The organism is Ruegeria sp. BC3, assembly GCF_056539265.1.
In genome coordinates this window covers 23778-38839 of the sequence record NZ_JBQFUP010000010.1, presented here as the reverse complement: position 1 = coordinate 38839, position 15062 = coordinate 23778, and the positions used below count along the sequence as shown (strand labels likewise).

The window sequence follows — 15062 nt, the reverse complement described above, 5'->3', positions numbered from 1 at the left end:
CTCCCAAGCGAAAATTCAGCTGTCGCTTTCTGCGTCGCGGTCAGCCTCCTTTTTCAGAATTGCGACAACGAACAGGATCGACGCCGCGAACAGGACCAACATTTCTCCCACGTCTCCAAGAAATGCGCTGCTGGCAAACGCCCCCATCGCCACGTTCGCAAAGTAGATGGCAAACACGATTATGGACGCAGCCAGAAACATCTTTTGGACTCCTTTTGGATTCGGCCCTGCATCACTTGTAAGCGCTTACATGCAAAATGCAAGCGCTTACATAATTGCTTTCATCGGACAGCGGATACGTTTAGACTTATAGGCAAAAGCAAAATGCGGGTTTGGAAATGGCGAAACTTCGGTCGGCGCCGACCTTGGATGACGTTGCCAAGATGGCGGGTGTTTCGACGGCAACGGTGTCGCGTTGCCTCAACAATCCTGACCGCGTGGTCGAAGCAACGCGCCAGCGCGTTCAGACGGCAGTTGATGCACTGGGATACACACCCAACTTTGCGGCACGAGTGATGGCCGCCAAACGGTCTTTCACGATCGGCGCGATCATTCCCACCATGGAGAACGCGATTTTCGCCCGCGGCCTTCAAGCTTTTCAGGAAGAGCTGCACCAGCGCGGATACACTCTGCTTGTTTCAAGTTCCGCCTATAAACCCGAGATTGAAGAGGAACAAATCCGCACCCTTATCGCGCGCGGAGCAGATGGGCTGTTGCTCATTGGTCATGATCGCGACCCAAAGATCTATGACTATCTGAACCAACGGAAAATCCCGGTTCTTAGTGCCTGGTCCTATGCGCCAGAGGCCCCGGTGCCTTCGGTCGGATTTGACAACCGCGCGGCCATGTTTGAGCTTGCGCGCCACGTGATCCAACTGGGGCACAAAAGGATCGGCGTGATTTCGGGCATCGTCGAAGGCAATGACCGTGCCCGAATGAGGGTCGAGGGTATTCGCGACGCGGTCAACAGGCTGGGCGCCGAAGCCCTGGCACTTATTGAAACCCCGTATGAGATTGAAAACGGTGCCAGCGCATTTCGTGATCTGATGCAGCGCGAAAGGCCGCCGACCGCGATCCTCTGTGGCAATGACGTTCTCGCCGTTGGTGCCTTGCGGCAGGCGCAAGAGATGGGGCTGGATGTGCCCGGCGATGTATCGATCACCGGATTTGACGACATCGAACTGGCCCGGATTGTCTCGCCCGCGCTGACGACCGTCCATGTCCCCCACCGCGAAATGGGGCGCAAAGCGGCCCAAAAGTTGATTGACATGGTCGAGACCCAAACTGCTGCCGAAGGAGAGCAACTGGCGACGCATATCGTCAATCGCCCATCCTTGGGCAAACCTGCTTTGACCTAGGCCGCCTCACCCTCCATCGTGCGGAAATCATCTTTCAGCCAGGGGTGTTTGGCGCACATCGGTCGGGTAAAATGCTGCCGGATCAGCTTGACCAGAACTTTCTGAAGCAGCTCCGACGTCGCCTCGGGATAAACCTCGGTCGTGAACAACGATACGGTGCGCACAAAGTTTCTGCCCGGAAACGGCGTGGCTTTGACACTGTTATGGAAGCGCTGTGTTCTATGGAAACAGGCGGCCGTCGTTATCGCCCAGCCACTGCCCTGCGCGACCAAACCGATGATGGATTGGTTGCACTCCAGCTCGAACCTGTTCGGCAGACTGAACTTGCTGCGGGTCAGCTGAGTCTCAATCTGCTTTCCGATCATGTAGTCGCGTGAATACCGCAGCAATGGCAGATCAGCATCCTCATCGAATAGGTCTTCGGTCGTGCCGTTATAGCTGTTGGGCAAAACGACTATGAACGGATCGCGCATCAAGGGATACTCGATCAACCCTTCTGTGCGCTCGGTCGGTCGCGTGGCGACCCCCACATCCAGTTTGTGCTCTTCCAGCTTGGCAATGATTTCGTGGCTGGGGCGCGTGAAATGACGAAAATTGCAGCGTGGCAAAGCCTGCGCCATGAAGCGGACCAGATCGGGCGCGATCTGGTTATCGAAATCGTTGATCAGTGCCAGTCGAAGGTCGGTTGCATGCTGCCAATTGCCAGTGCGGATTTCGGCTTCACCACGCTTCAGAACCATCAGACCATCGCGGACATAGCGCGAAAAGACTTCGCCTGCGGGGGTCAACCCCATGGGCCTGCGCCCATGATCGACCAGTTCGATGCCCAGCGCCTTTTCGAGGCTGCGCAGGTGGTTCGAAACCGTACTGATCGACAGCCCGGTTTCTGAGGCGACCTGTTGAATCGACCCGGACTTGGCAATCAACTGGAACACTTCCAGCCATCTCAGGCTCAGGGATTTGGACATGGGCATAGACCATTGTTTCGATTTATTCGAAACAACGAAGCAGAGAAACTTCATCACGGCAATGGTGAAATTCCCCTTAACCCTTCATCCGATCAAAGCCCGGATCGCAGGGGGACGGTGGAATGACGGTCGCCTGGACGCGTTCCCCGCAGCTATCCAACTCCATCTCACAACCGATCTCAGACAACGCGGGGTCAACAAACGCGTGCGCCAGATTCAGGCCCGTGCGATGGCCCCATTCACCCGAGGTGACGGTGCCCACAACCCGATCACCTTGCATCAGCGATGCGCCGGGATGCGCCGGGCCGCGGGTTGTGCCGATCTGCAGTGCGACAAGCTTTTTCCTCAGGCCCTCTGATTGTCGCTTCAGAAGCGCGTCTCGCCCGATGAAATCACCTTTCTCTAGCCGAACAAACCGGTCCAATCCGGTCTCAAACGGGTCGAACTCTGTGATCAGGTCCGCTTTCCAATGCAAAAAGCTCTTCTCCATCCGCATCGAGTCGATCGCGCGTGCGCCGAACAATTTCAGCCCGAACGCCTCACCCGCCTGACGCAACGCGAGGTAGGCAGCGTATAGCGAGGCGTTGGGCACGTGGATTTCATAAGCCAACTCTCCGGAAAAGCTCAGGTTCATGACTGTGGCTGGGGCAATCCCCACGAAACACTCGCGCAAGCTGAGCCAAGGGAATGCAGCCGCCGACCAATCCCCACGCGCGCAAGCCGACAGCACATCCCGCGCTTTGGGGCCTGCGAGGACCAGAATAGTCTGATCATTCGTGAGGCTTCTCAGGTGCACGTCTTCACCGTCCTGAAGGTGCAGGCGCAGCCAATCCATATCGTGAAACTCACTGGCCGCGGCAGAACCATACCAAACGCGCGCTGGCCCCCGGTCACTGGATGGCAGATTGGCAACTGTGGCCTCGGCTTTGACCATCCCGTTCTGGTTCAACAGATAACCCAACCCGACGCGCCCATCGCGACGGGTTACGGCACCGCAAAACATCCGGTCAAGAAAGGCGTGCCTGTCTGCGCCGGTGATTTCAATCCGGTTGAACCCGTTCACTTCGGCCAGACCAACGCCGGTTTGGATGTTCCGAACCTCGGCGGCGACCACGTCGAATGTTTCGTCAAAATCGAAACTATGCGTTGGCTCGAAATCTGGCGCGGGCTTGATGTAATCTACCCTCTCCCACCCATTGACCACTGTGAACTCCACGCCCTCAGCCGCTAGAACAGGTGTCAGAGGTGTCGTCTTAGCCGGACGCCCAGCGGGGCGATGTTCGTGCGGAAAGTGGAACCGGAATTCATTCTGGTAGTCTTCGATGGCCTTAAGCGCCGTCAGTTCTACATTTACGTGTCCGGTGAAGCGCCGAGGGTCGAGGCACCAGGTGTCATAGCACGCCTCGCCATGCACGATCTGTTGGGCCAGCAACCAACCGTGTCCGCCGCCCTCACCCAGACCGGCGCGCAGTCCGATGATGCAAAAGGCGTTGCGCTTGCCCGGGATTGGCCCAACCAACGGCGCTCCGTCGATCGTGTATGTGATCGGTCCGTTGACCACGGTATGAATGCCAACCTCCATCAGAGCAGGCATCCGCGCAAACGCGCCTTCCAGCACATCTGTCACCCGATCTAGGTCATCCGGACACAAGGCGTTCACAAAGTTCGGATCAATCCCGTCCATGCCCCAGGTCTTGCAATCCTGTTCGTAAAAACCGACGAGCAGGCCATTCTTCTCCTGTCGACAATAATAGTCACTGATCGGACAGCGCAGCAGAGGCATCCGATGCCCGGCATCGCGGATCGCCTGTATCTCTTCGGTCAGGAAATACTGATGCTCCATCGACGAGACGGGGTGATGCACCCCCATCATGGCCCCGACTTCGTTGACCCGGTAACCGCAGGCATTGACGACGATGTCGCAATCAATATCGCCCTGCTCGGTCTGCACCGTCCATGTATCATCGCTGTGTTGCACCAACCCCGTGACAGGCGTGTTGCGATACACCTCGGCCCCGGCTTTGCGGGCGCGACGGGCTAAAGCCTGACACAGCTGCGCTGGATCAATGTCGCCATCCAAGGGATCCCACAGCCCGCCGATCAGGTTCTCGGTTGAAATCAGCGGGTGTCGCCGCGCGCATTCATCGGCGTCAATCACTTCGAAATGCACATCCATGCCACGCGCCATCGAGGCGAAGTGGCGGTAGCCCTGCATCTGCCCTTCGGTATTCGCCAGGCGTATCCCGCCGTCCCCGTGGTGATAGTTGATCGGATAGTCCGGGTCGTCGGCCAGTTCCTTATACAGTCGGATCGAATGCGACTTCAGGCCCACCATCGTCTGGTTCATGCCAAAGTTGGTCACTTGCGCCGCGGAATGCCATGTTGTGCCCGAAGTCAGCTCATTCCGTTCGACCAGCACAACATCGGTCCAACCTTCCTGCGTCAGATGATACAGAGTTGAACATCCGGCGATCCCCCCACCGATCACAACAACTCGGGTGCGCGACTTCATTGGCTTTGCTCCGTTAGGTCTGGCCAAACCTTGCGGAAGAACGGGTTCATGCGACAACCGCGCAGATGCGCGTCCTGAAAAATCGAAACTGCGATTTCGGATTCTGAAAACAGCATTTCTTCTTTGCTGACGGGTTATCCTGCCGCTTACGCTGCTGAAAACCGCAAAATGGGGTCGGGCCGGATGACATCCGAGGGATCTAAACGCAGTGGACGAAAAGCGCGGCATGCGCAACGTGCCGCAAAACCTGTCATTGATCCGTGCCCGCCCGGCCAGACAGGCGGGACGTACAAACCTCTGCCCCAAGCCGAGATCGAACGAATTTACGACACCGCCCTGCAGTTGCTGGAACACCTTGGCATGGGCAATGTGCCCGACCGCCTTGCTGCCGATCTTCGGGCGGCAGGGGCGCAAGGTGGCCCGCAGGATCGACTGTTGTTTCCACGCGAAATGGTACAGCGCGCGATCAATACCGCCGCCAAGAGTTTTGTGTTCCACGGCCGGGACCAGAGCCGCTCGATCACGGTGGGCGGTGACCGAGTTTATTTTGGAACCGGCGGGGCCGCAGTGCAGACGCTGGACATTGACACTGGACTCTACCGTCCGTCAACGCTGGCCGACCTGCATGATTTTACCCGATTGCAAGACACGTTGGCCAACGTCAGTTGGTTCACTCGATGCTGCGTGGCGACGGACGTGCCGGATGTGTACGATCTGGACGTCAACACGGTTTACGCGCTGGTCCGCAACACAACCAAACCTGTGGCGACGTCTTTCACTCTGGCTGAACATGTCCGGCCAATTGTCGAGATGCTGGACATTGTGGCCGGCGGTCCGGGCGAACTTGCCAAACGTCCTTTTTTGAAAGCCCATATCAGTCCGGTGATTTCTCCGCTGCGTTACGGCGAAGATGCGGTGGACGTTGTCTACGAATGCGTCGCGCATAACATCCCGATGTCTTGCATCACGGCAGCGCAGGCCGGTGCCACCGCCCCTGCAACGCTGGCCGGGTTTCTGGCACAATCGCTGGCCGAGACTTTGGCGAGCCTTGTGATGGTCAATACCATCAAGCCGGGCTTTCCCATGGTGTTTTCCAACTGGCCTTTCATAGTGGATCTGCGCACCGGGTCCTTTGCCGGTGGCAGCGGAGAAACCGCCGTCCTGAACGCGGCTTCGGCGCAAATTACCAACTGGTTGGGCCTGCCTTCGGGCGTCGCAGCCTCGATGACGGACGCGAAGGCAATCGACGCGCAGTACGGCGCGGAAAAAGGCATGACCTCTCTGGCCGCTGCCCTGGCAGGAGGGAACCTGATCTATGAAAGCTCAGGCATGACCGCATCTCTTTTGGGGGCCAGCTTCGAAGGGTTTGTACTGGACAATGAAATGCACTCGCACACCTATCGGGCCTTGCGCGGGATAGAGGTGACCGACGAAAACCTGGGGTTTGACGCTATCTGTCATTCGGTTCTTGGGGACGGGCATTTCCTTGGCAGCGAACAAACCTATGCGGCGATGGAGCGAGACTACTTCTACCCCGAACTCGCCGACCGGCAAGAGCCGCGTACATGGCAGGAGGATGGGGCAAAGGACGCGTGGTCATCCGCCCGCGACCACGCCAAAGAGGTCCTGACCAGCCACCACCCGCAATACCTTACTGCCGAGCAAGATGTCGAAATACGCAAACGTTTCCGTATTCTGATCTGAGCCGTTAGGTTCACCGCGAATAACAGCAAAGGATGGGGCCATGGCCGATTCATTTTTTCAACCTGTATCGGCGATGGAGCTTGCGCGGTTTGCCGGCATCCCCTCATTCATGCGCTTGCCCAGTCTGGATCTGGAACACGACCGCATTTCGGATGTAGATGTCGGGCTGGTTGGCATTCCATGGGACGGCGGCACCACCAATCGTCCCGGCGCACGGCATGGGCCGCGACAGTTGCGCGACTTTTCCACGATGATCCGGGCGATGAACCCGGTGACCGGTGTCGCACCGTTCTCGCTGGTCAATTGCGCAGATTTGGGTGATGTCGCGCCCAACCCCGTCGATATCGAAGACACCCTGAACCGGGTCACCGACTTCTATGCGGCGCTGCGGGCCAAAGGCATTGCTCCGCTGACAGCTGGCGGGGACCACCTGACCACCCTTCCCGTTCTACGTGCGTTGGTCGCAAATGGCCCGGTGGGCCTGATCCAGTTCGACAGCCACACGGACCTGTTCGACGGTTATTTTGGCGGTCACAAGTTCACCCACGGGACTCCGTTCCGGCGCGCTGTCGAAGAAGGTCTGGTCGATCCCAAGCGCTTTGTGCAGGTTGGTATCCGCGGGACTGCCTACAACACCGAAGACATCGAATGGGGTGAGGCGCAGGGCGTCCGCATCATCCGCATCGAAGAGCTGTTCGACCGGGGCATCGACGACGTGATGGCGGAGGTGCGTGGCATCGTCGGCACAGAACCGACCTACTGCACCTATGACATCGACTTCGTTGACCCGACTTATGCGCCCGGCACCGGAACGCCCGAGATCGGCGGGCCGAACAGTTTTCAGGCACAACAAGTGATCCGGCAAATGTCCGGTGTGAACCTGATCGGCGCCGATCTGGTCGAGGTGTCACCCCCATTCGACCCGAACGGAGGCACAGCCTGGCTGGGCATTTCGCTGATGTTCGAACTGCTGTGTGTTCTGGCACAGGCCGTTGATGCGCGGCGCTAACTGACGTTTTCGGCGATCATCGAAATCATCTCGAACATCACCGCTGCTGCCGTTAACGCGGTGATGTTGTTGGGGCTGTCCTTGGTCGGCATCATGCAGACCACATCGCCACCCACGATATTCAACCCGCGCGCGGCGCGTAAAATACCAACCGCCTCGTCTATATCGAACCCTTTCTCGCCGGGTTCCAGATTGGACACCGCAGGCGCGACGGTCGGGTCGAGGCAATCCAGATCAAGGGTGATATAGACCGGTCGGTCGCCCAGAACCTCTTTGGTCTGGGCCACGACATCCTCAAGCCCGCGCTGGCGAAACTCGCGCATCGTGACGATGTTATAGCCATAGTCGTAGGACGGTTGCAGCCAATCCAAACTGCGAGGATGGCCACGCAGGCCGATCTGCATGGATCGCGTGGGGTCCACCTGTCCCTGGTCGGCCAGATACGCGCCCCAATGCGCCGCCGACTTCTTGGCGCCCAGAAAGTGATCGACCTTTGTGAACACGTCTGTATGGGCATCCAGATGCAGAAAGCTGATCGGCTCACCGCCTGCCAGTTTCCCACGACCCAGCGCCTGAACGATGCCGCCGGTGATTGAGTGATCGCCACCGATTGACACGGGTCGCGCACCTGCTGCGTCTATATCCTTGTAGAATTGGGTGATGCGCTCAATGCAGTCTTCGTTGTCATTGGCCCTGGGAAACGGAACATCACCAACATCGGCAATCCGCGCGCTGGTCCACGGGTCAATCTCGAACACCGAATGCACCCGACGCTGTACGGCCGAAACATGACGCAAAGCGCGTGGCCCCAAATGCTGATCCCGCTCGGTCGTTCCGTTGCCAGTGGAATGAGGCACGCCGACCAAGGCGATATCCTGTTCCTCGGGTCCGACGTTTGGACAGCGGAACATCGTCGGAATACCCCACCAATACAGGTTGTCCATCATGGACTGTTCATAGCGGTCAGCCATTTGCAACTCCGGTCAAAGAAAAACGCCCCCGATCGGAACCGGGGGCGTTTGAATTCAGATTTTTTCGTCTTCTCGCCGGAAGGCACCCTGGACGATCCGGTCCATGACCATCGCCAGGAACAGGATCGCAAACCCGCCCAGCAGGCCCGGCCCCTTGGCCGCGTATTGCAGAGCTTCAAGGATTTCCTTACCCAGACCGCCACCGCCAATCAGCGATATGATGACCACCATCGACAGACACATCAGGATGGTCTGGTTTACGCCCGTCATGATGGACGGAAGGGCCAGCGGGATTTCAACATCCTTGAGCAACTGCCATTTCGAGGCCCCAAAGGCCACAGCGGCCTCTTTGATGCTTTCGGGCACTCCGCGCATCCCCAAGGCCGTCAGGCGGATCACCGGCGGCATACCAAAGATGATGGTGGCCAGAATTCCCGGAGGGTTACCGGTGCCAAAGAAGGCAATGATCGGGATCAGGTACACGAACGCGGGCAGCGTCTGCATCAGGTCCAGAACCGGTTCGGCCGCGCGGTAGGCGCGTTTGGACTTGCCAAACCAAATACCCAGGGGGATGCCGAAGACTACGCAAAGCAGAACTGCCGCACCAACCAGAGCCACCGTCTCCATCGCGACGTCCCAATAGCCCAGCAGCGCGATGTATGCCAACGAAGCGGCGGTAAAGATCGCCACCCGAGGTCCAGCGGCACGCCACGCGGTCACGCAGATCACCAGCATCACGACCGGCCATGGTGAGCCGATCAGGGCTACCGTCAGCGCGTCCAGAACTGATCGCACCCCAGCCACGATACCGTCAAAGACGTCACCGCCCGCCGCGGCAGCAGCGTCGATCTGCGCCTCCATCCAGCTTGCTAAAGTCGAGAACAACGTTCCGTTGCCTTCGCCCAGGATCATCGCCGACACTTGCTGTTCGGGGAATGCATCCAGCAGCGGAAGCGACGCGTTAACGGTGAACTTGTAGACGATCAATGGCCCGATGGCGGCGACAAGAACAGCGCCCAGAACCGTGTTGCGCGTAGACCGACCGCTTTCGGTCTTGTCCGGGTTAATCCGCCAGTGAGAGTATTGCTTTTCATACACACGATCCGCGTAAAACCCTTGCACCAGCTTAAAAACCAGCAGCATCAGCAATCCGGTGACCATGATGCCGAACGCCTCGGACTGAGCCGCGGCGGCTTTTTCCAAACTGGCATCTGCCGCCTTTTGGATATTCGCCGCAAGCTTGTTGAACCGGTCGATATCCGCCTTTTCGGTGGCCGCGGCCGCGCGCTCCAATAGTTCATTGGCGCGGGCCTGTTGGCGCTCGGCCCTTTCCGCCAGATCCGCGCCGGGGTTCCCCCAGGCACCGCGTCCGATCTGAACCCAGGCGATGATTTCCAGGATCAGGAACGTCCAGAACATCCCCCAAATTGCACGAGAGGCCGACCAGAACGGCCCCAGAACAGCCGCCCAGATATTGAACGTATTGGGAATACCGCTGGTTGCATCGTGGATCTTGTGGAACGCGTTGACGTAATACTCGCCGTTCGGGCCCGCAAATTCATGGATCGAGCGGTCCAGCGTCTCGCGATCGACTTCAATATCCGAGGCGGCGGTGACCTTCAGTTCGGTGGTTGCATCAGTCATTTTTGCCCCCTTGGATTCCGCGCAGCAGTCGCGGTTTTGTCACCACGCCCACATCACTGCCTGAATCGGTGATGATGACCGGCAGGTCGGTATTGACGGCAAGGTCGATCAACTGGTCCAGATCGGCCCCTTCATCCGCGCGCGGCGCGCCTTCGGTCGGGCCAGAGTAGCTGTCCAGCGGCTCCATGATCGAATGCGCCTTGACCAGTTTCAGCTTTGAGATGCCCTGCACGAATTCGCGGACATAATCGTCCGCCGGGTTCATGACGATGTCCTCGGGCGTGCCGATCTGTACGATCACACCATCCTTCATGATGGCGATGCGATGGCCAATGCGAATGGCCTCATCCAGATCGTGCGTGATGAACAGTGTGGTCTTTTTCAACTGCGCCACCAGCGCCTTGAACTGATCCTGCAGCTGAAGGCGGATCAGTGGATCCAGGGCCGAGAACGGCTCGTCCATCAACAAAATCTCGGGGTCCGAGGCAAGGGCACGGGCAATCCCCACCCGCTGCTGCATCCCGCCCGACAATTCTTTGGGCAGGCGATCTTCGTAACCTGTCAGGTCCACCAGCCCCAAGGCGTGATCCGAAACCGCCCAGCGTTTCGATTTCGAAACCTTCCGGATTTCCAGCGGGTAGGCGACATTATCGCGGACCGAACGGTGCGGCATCAGCGCCATATGCTGAAATACCATCCCGATCTGCATGGCCCGAATGCGGCGCAGCTCGGCCTCAGAAATTTTGGAGACATCCCGCCCCATGATTTCGATCTTACCGGCGGTCGGTTCGATCAGGCGATTGACGTGACGCACCAGGGTCGACTTGCCGGACCCGGACAGGCCCATGATGCAAAATATCTCGCCTCGCGGCACTTCGAAAGTCGCGCCTTGTACCCCGACGACGCAGTTATATCTCTCCAGAACTTCAGGTTTTCCAATCCCCTCGCTCCGAACCGCTGCCATGGCTTCTTCGGCCCTTGCGCCAAAGATTTTCCATACATTTTCTAGCTTTACGACAGGTTCGTCCATTTGCCCCTCATCTACGGAGACTATCCCCGGCAAAAACGCAAAAGGCCGCCGCGAACTTTCGCGACGGCCCTAAGAGTGTGTGCTTTAGTTGGTCAGCCAGCCGATAACGGTGTCTTCGTTATCAGCGACCCACTGCTTGGCAAAATCAGCCGCTTCGACATTGTCCACGGCAAGCGCTTTACCCATCGCGCTCAGGTCATCACCCTGCATCTGGTAGTTCCGGAACAGAGCCGCGACCTCCGGGTAATTTTCCTCCAGCTCTTTGGCATAGTGCAGGTGCAAGGTCGCGCCGTTCCATGCGCTGGACGCCTCGGATTTGCTCAGCCAATCCGGGTCGTCGGTGGGCTGCACGATAGTCCAGGTGGCCGGATCATGCGCTGGCTCTTCCAAAACGGTCAGGTCCTGCGTCACGAAGATGTAGTGAGGGCTGTAGCAGAACCCGATCCAAGGCTCGCCGGCTTTTGTCGCATTCGCAAGGTTGGCGTAGGCAATGGTTTCTTCGTATTCAGTCAGATCGAAAATCTGGTCATAGCCATAGGACTTGGCCCGGATCTTTTCGACCACGGTCGAGGCCCATCCGGGTGCACCGATCCAGACTTCTGGCGTTCCATTCCCGTCCGTGTCGAAAATGGCCATCTTGTCCGGATCACTCAGATCATCAATGGATGTGATGTCATTCTGCTCGGCGATATAGGTCGGGACGCACATCCCCTGCTCGGCCTGAACCGGGTTTTCGTTCATGACAACAGTGCCGTTGTCTTTGACATACGTGTCGTGCAGGTTCTGCTGGTTCGGCATCCACACTTCCGGGTGAACGTGCATTGCACCGGAATCCATCGCCTCGAACACAATTGGGTTTGTTCCGTTCTGAAGCTCTACATCCAGGCCCAGGTTTTCTTCGATCACGACTTCAAGGATATGCGCGGTGGCATTCACCGAGGCCCAGTTCGGCACGCCGATCACAATGTCTGCGGCAAGAGCTGGACCAGCGACGACAGCGGATGCGCCTCCCAGTAACGTGGCTAGTTTGTTCATTTGGTGTCTCCATGTTGGGCGTCTGCGGTGCCGTTCTTCCGTGCCCATGGGCAGTTGCGCACCTTACAAACAGTGTCGGAAAGCCGTTACTTCCCCCGTTTTTTGGTCAACGGCGCAGCGCGCCCAGCTGACACCAAAATTCAAGCACGCGGACGCGCCACCCATCAAGGGTTACCTCCTACAAACCCCCTTATTCGGAATTATCATAGGTGAGTTTTTGTTTTTCGAAATTTAGATTTGTGCAGCACGAACAAAGGAATTCTCGATTTTTGGGCGGTTTACCGACCCAATCAGGTGCCCGTAGCAAAGGAGTTGAACCCTAAAACGCAAACGCGGAGCAGCCAGATCGGCAGCTCCGCGACGCACAGTTTTTCTAGCTGCTCGGCCCATAGGTCAGGCCCAAAATCAGCTTTTTCGCCGTTTTGGCACCGCATCCCCACCCTTACCAGCTTTTGCAGCTGCAGCACGAGCACGGTTCTTCTTGCTGTTTGGTTTACCCTTAGGAGGTAGCGGACCTTTTGCAACCTTGCCGCCAAACTTTGGCTTATCGTCCTTGGCTTTATCATCGCGCGGGCTGCGCGGTTTGGATTTGACGCCTTTAGCCTGGAACTTACCGTCACCGGGCTCGGCACGCTCGGCTCTTACCGGCTTTGCTGTACTCTCCGTGTACCCGCGAGGTTTACGACCGTCGGGTTTCGAAGCGTCCTTGCGGCGCGGCGGGGTCTCTTTCCAATCGGGTCTACCGGTCTTTGGCCGTGGTTTTCCCTTGGGACCGCGCCCCGGCTTGGACCGCTCAAAGGCCGGGATGTCGGGCGCGCCCTCCAGTTGCACGACTTCCTTGGACCCTTCGATCATCATCTCAGAACCCAATGCGGTCAGAAAACCGGAAACACGGTCTGCGCGGATTTCGACATAAGAAAGATCATCGGCAATTCGGATTGCCCCTATATCATCCTTGGTCAAACCGCCTGCTTTGCAAATCATAGGCAACAAATGCCGGGGCGATGCGTTCTGGTTGCGCCCTTCCGACAAGGAGAACCAAACGCTTGGTCCAAAAGCCGCACGCGGTTTCGGACGCTCTGCCGTCACCGAGGCCAATTCTTCCGGCGCCGAATGGCGCAGCTTGTATTGGCGCAGATAGGCCGCCGCAATCTGTTCCGGCGCGAATGTATCGACCAGATGCTGAACCGCCGAGCGTTCGCTCTCCGTGATCTCGACCTGCCAGTCATCTGAGGCAAACATCCGGTCCTGATCGCGTGCGTTCACCTCATCCGCCGATGGGGCCGTCCCCCAATCCGCAGTGAGTTTGGCAAACTTCAGGATACGTTCAGCCTTTTTGCGCGAGGACGGTTCGACCACCAGCGCGCTGACACCTTTGCGCCCAGCCCGCCCTGTACGTCCTGAACGGTGCAACAGTGTTTCATGAGTCTTCGGCAATTCGGCATGCACAACCAGATCCAGGTTCGGCAGGTCGATCCCGCGAGCAGCAACGTCTGTAGCCACACAAACACGTGCCCGCCCATCCCGCATGGACTGCAGTGCATTGGAGCGCTCGCCCTGTGTCAGCTCGCCCGACAGCGCCACAACCGAGAACCCCCGGTTGGACAACCGCGTGGTCAAACGAGACACCATTGCGCGGGTATTGCAAAAGACGATGGCATTCGGCGCCTCGTAGTATCGCAATACGTTGATGATTGCATTTTCACCGTCCCGCGGAGCAACAATCATCGCACGGTATTCAATATCGGCATGCTGCGTTTGTTCGCTGACCGTACTGACCCGCGCCGCGTCTTGCTGGTACTTTGTCGCCAGATTGGCGATAGCGCGCGGGACGGTGGCAGAGAACAACAGGGTTTGGCGATCAGCAGGAGTTTCGTCCAGAATGAACTCCAGATCTTCGCGAAACCCGAGGTCAAGCATTTCGTCGGCCTCGTCCAGAACCACGGCCCGGATCGCAGTCAGATCGATGGATCCGCGCATGATATGGTCTCTGAGCCGCCCGGGTGTCGCGACAACTATATGCGCCCCGCGCGCCAGTGCTCGACGCTCGTCACGCATGTCCATACCACCAACGCAGGACGCCAGATAAGCGCCTGCGTCCGCATAGAGCCAGCTCAGTTCCCGCTTTACCTGCAACGCCAGTTCCCGCGTCGGCGCAACAACCAGAGCCAAGGGGGCACCAGACGCCCCGAATGTGTCACCATCACTCAGAATCTGCGGCGCAATCGCCAGCCCGAAACCGATGGTTTTACCCGAGCCGGTCTGTGCCGACACCAACATATCGCGCCCTTCCAAATCAGGCTGCGCCACAGCCTGTTGGACTTGTGTCAAAGTGTCATAACCCTTGCGGGCAAGCGCGTCTGCGATGGTTTTTTTCACGGTGGTATTCTTTGCGTAAGACGGGAGATACAGCCTAGAACTCAGCGCATCATCCATGGGTAAGGACCGCCCTTTATCTGGAGTTCTGGCCAATGTACAGCCGTGTCTTGCGCTCGGCCTTTTGAACATCGCCGACCCGCCTGGAACGGCAATAGGTAAAAAACGACAACACTGCGGTTCACACATTTAGTTGTGACACGTGCAACTAGTTGTGACACGTGCAACATAACGTATTTGCTTTTGAAAAGTGGTGCCGGGGGCGGAATCGAACCACCGACACGAGGATTTTCAACTCATAGGGAGTCTGTTGTTTTTATTTGGTATTTTCTCAGAGTGTGGGGGTAACGAGGATAATAGGTTCTCGTTTCTACCCCCAAAAGTACCCCCGTTTTCAATTGCTTAACTTATCACCAGGTTACGGACTACATAACGAGACAAAGTTGAGACAAAGA

At 57.9% G+C, this 15062-nt stretch carries 11 protein-coding genes; 3 read left to right on the top strand and 8 right to left on the bottom strand.

Annotated features, from left to right (window positions below):
* Positions 1–15: 15 nt before the first annotated feature.
* Positions 16–201, bottom strand: coding sequence for a hypothetical protein (locus ACR0MV_RS19910; RefSeq protein ID WP_170427202.1), 186 nt, complete (start codon positions 199–201; stop codon positions 16–18).
* Positions 202–338: 137 nt separating this feature from the next.
* Between ACR0MV_RS19910 and ACR0MV_RS19905 the strand changes: the two genes are divergently transcribed.
* A complete protein-coding gene (locus ACR0MV_RS19905) occupies positions 339–1358 on the top strand; it encodes a LacI family DNA-binding transcriptional regulator (RefSeq protein ID WP_480703430.1) in 1020 nt (339 codons plus the stop codon).
* Here ACR0MV_RS19905 and ACR0MV_RS19900 read toward each other — a convergent pair.
* Complete coding sequence (locus ACR0MV_RS19900) at positions 1355–2326, bottom strand: LysR family transcriptional regulator (protein WP_480703429.1); 972 nt, start codon at positions 2324–2326, stop codon at positions 1355–1357. The genes ACR0MV_RS19905 and ACR0MV_RS19900 overlap by 4 nt on opposite strands.
* 76 nt (positions 2327–2402) lie before the next feature.
* Entirely contained in the window at positions 2403–4838 is a 2436-nt protein-coding gene (locus ACR0MV_RS19895; protein WP_480703428.1) for a GcvT family protein, read from the bottom strand.
* A 183-nt stretch (positions 4839–5021) separates the two neighbouring features.
* Between ACR0MV_RS19895 and ACR0MV_RS19890 the strand changes: the two genes are divergently transcribed.
* Entirely contained in the window at positions 5022–6542 is a 1521-nt protein-coding gene (locus ACR0MV_RS19890) for a trimethylamine methyltransferase family protein (protein ID WP_480703426.1), read from the top strand.
* 40 nt (positions 6543–6582) lie between these two features.
* Positions 6583–7551 (top strand): agmatinase, encoded by a 969-nt coding sequence (locus ACR0MV_RS19885; protein ID WP_480703424.1) that lies wholly within the window; start codon positions 6583–6585, stop codon positions 7549–7551.
* Here the strand turns inward: ACR0MV_RS19885 and ACR0MV_RS19880 are convergent.
* The 5 genes from ACR0MV_RS19880 to ACR0MV_RS19860 all read right to left on the bottom strand — a co-directional run bounded on the left by ACR0MV_RS19880 (position 7548) and on the right by ACR0MV_RS19860 (position 14610).
* On the bottom strand, positions 7548–8522 hold the full coding sequence (locus ACR0MV_RS19880) for an arginase family protein (protein WP_480703423.1): 975 nt from the start codon (positions 8520–8522) through the stop codon (positions 7548–7550). The genes ACR0MV_RS19885 and ACR0MV_RS19880 overlap by 4 nt on opposite strands.
* Positions 8523–8576: 54 nt before the next feature.
* Complete coding sequence (locus tag ACR0MV_RS19875) at positions 8577–10166, bottom strand: ABC transporter permease (RefSeq protein ID WP_480703421.1); 1590 nt, start codon at positions 10164–10166, stop codon at positions 8577–8579.
* The gene (locus ACR0MV_RS19870; protein ID WP_170427210.1) at positions 10159–11196 is read right to left on the bottom strand and encodes a quaternary amine ABC transporter ATP-binding protein; all 1038 of its coding nucleotides are present in this window, start codon (positions 11194–11196) and stop codon (positions 10159–10161) included. The genes ACR0MV_RS19875 and ACR0MV_RS19870 overlap by 8 nt, the downstream gene beginning before the upstream one ends.
* Before the next feature lie 84 nt (positions 11197–11280).
* Complete coding sequence (locus tag ACR0MV_RS19865; RefSeq protein WP_170427211.1) at positions 11281–12231, bottom strand: ABC transporter substrate-binding protein; 951 nt, start codon at positions 12229–12231, stop codon at positions 11281–11283.
* Between the two features lie 405 nt (positions 12232–12636).
* Positions 12637–14610 carry a DEAD/DEAH box helicase gene (locus tag ACR0MV_RS19860; protein WP_480703419.1) on the bottom strand — a complete coding sequence of 658 codons (1974 nt, stop codon included), beginning with the start codon at positions 14608–14610 and terminating at the stop codon, positions 12637–12639.
* Positions 14611–15062 lie beyond the last annotated feature (452 nt).